2 pseudogenes are annotated in these 1,455 nt (G+C 74.9%); both read left to right on the plus strand.

The features are described from left to right. A pseudogene (locus H5J29_RS32540) lies at positions 1-1,031 on the plus strand (hypothetical protein); the annotation flags it as partial. Next, positions 1,028-1,455 (plus strand): annotated as a pseudogene (locus tag H5J29_RS32545) (hypothetical protein); the annotation flags it as partial. The pseudogenes H5J29_RS32540 and H5J29_RS32545, both read left to right, overlap by 4 nt.

A 1,455-nucleotide genomic window follows, 5' to 3' on the forward strand; every position in this document is an offset into this window, starting at 1 on the left:
GGCTGGCGGAGCTGGACTTCGAGATGCCGCTCGCCGGCGGGGACACCCCCGCCGGACAGGTCACGCTGGGCGACCTCGCTCCCGTCCTGCGGCGGTACCTGCCCGCATCGGATCCGCTGGCGGCCTACCCGGAGCTGCTCGCCTCCCCCGGGCTCGCCGCCCAGCCGCTGCGCGGCTACCTCACCGGTTCGATCGACGCCGTGCTGCGCGTCGACGGGCGGTACCTGGTCGTGGACTACAAGACCAACTGGCTCGGCCCGGCGGGGCCGGGTGGGCGAGAGCCGCTCACCGCGGCCCACTACGCCCCGCCGGTGCTCCCCTCGGCGATGCAGGCGGCGCACTACCCCCTCCAGGCCCTGCTCTACGCGGTGGCACTCCACCGCTTCCTGCGCTGGCGGCTGGCCGGGTACTCGCCGGAGCAACACCTCGGCGGGGTCCTCTACCTGTTCCTGCGGGGCATGTGCGGCCCGGACACCCCGCAGGTCGACGGCACCCCCTGCGGCGTCTTCGGCTGGCGCCCGCCCGGCGCCCTGGTCACCGCGCTCTCCGACCTCCTCGACGGCGGTTCCACCCCGACCGCTCTGCCCGCCCACCCGCATGATCACCATTCCCGCCCCACCCAGGCCACATACGGCTCCGATGGGTCAGACTCCGCGATCATGGACGGCGAGCAGGCCGACCGACCTCCGGAGGCCGCGGGGAAGGGACTCGAGGCGGCCGCGGAGACCGCGGAGACCCTGGCCGCTGAGGCTTCTGTGGAGTCTGAGGCCGGTGTGGAGTCTGAGGTTGGCCCGGAGGCAGCAGGTGGCCTGGACACCACGGCTGCCGGGGACAACCCGGCCGTAGGAGATGTCGGGGAGGGCGGCACGGCTGGGAAGGCTGGGGAGGCGCTGCCTCTCGATCTGCCCGAGCCTGCGCCGCGCAGCAGCGCGGCCGAGCCGCGGCGGCGGGGCGCGGTGTCGAAGAACGAGCCGGTACCCGAGGAGGAGCCCGGGTTGTTCGACCTCGGCGAGCTGGGGGGTGCGCGGTGACCACCACCGAGAGCGCGCTCGACCGCGATCCCTTCGACCTGCGGACGGCCCGCACCGCGCCGGGGCTGCTGGCCGCCTTCAACACCGCGGGGGTGCTCACGGCGGCGGACGTGCACGTCGCGACCCGGTTGGGGCGGCTGGGCGGGGATCCGGCGGGCGAGCCGGAGGAGGTGCTGCTGGCCGTCGCGCTCACGGTGCGGGCGATCCGGAACGGATCGGTGTGCGTCGACCTCGCCGAGATCGACCACACGGTGCTGGGCGAGGGTGAGGAGTCGGTCGACGTCGCCGACCTGCCCTGGCCGGAGCCGAACCACTGGCAGGCCGCGGTGGAGCGCAGCGCGCTCGTCGGGATCGGCGCCGACGCGCCCGCAGGTCGCCCGTTGCGGCTGGTCCCGGTCGCGGGCGGGCGGTCGCTGCTCTACCT

This window comes from Pseudonocardia pini, assembly GCF_013870575.1.
GTDB classification, from domain to species: domain Bacteria; phylum Actinomycetota; class Actinomycetes; order Mycobacteriales; family Pseudonocardiaceae; genus Pseudonocardia; species Pseudonocardia pini.